General features: G+C 62.7%; 1 pseudogene. It reads left to right on the plus strand.

The features are described from left to right. Positions 1 to 249, plus strand: a pseudogene (locus G8O24_RS44090) (hypothetical protein); the annotation flags it as partial.

Consider the following 249-nt stretch of genomic DNA (forward strand, 5'->3'; position numbering starts at 1 on the left):
TCGGATCGACCTACGACGTGCCCGCGACCTGGCGCGAGAAGGCGACGGATGTCCGCGGCGAAAGCCTGCCTTGCGGGCATTATTTGCCCGAAGAGGCGCCGGAACTCGTGATCGACAGGCTGAGCGCGAGCGTGGTGATCGCGACACAGATCGATGCTCTCAAGGCCTTCATTGCGCGTTCCTTCGCCGCTGATATCAGGGGCTACGCGCTTTTGGTGCTTGCGGACACCGGATCGGTTCAAACTGGCC

The organism is Bradyrhizobium campsiandrae (genome assembly GCF_014529705.1).
GTDB classification, from domain to species: Bacteria; Pseudomonadota; Alphaproteobacteria; order Rhizobiales; family Xanthobacteraceae; genus Bradyrhizobium; species Bradyrhizobium campsiandrae.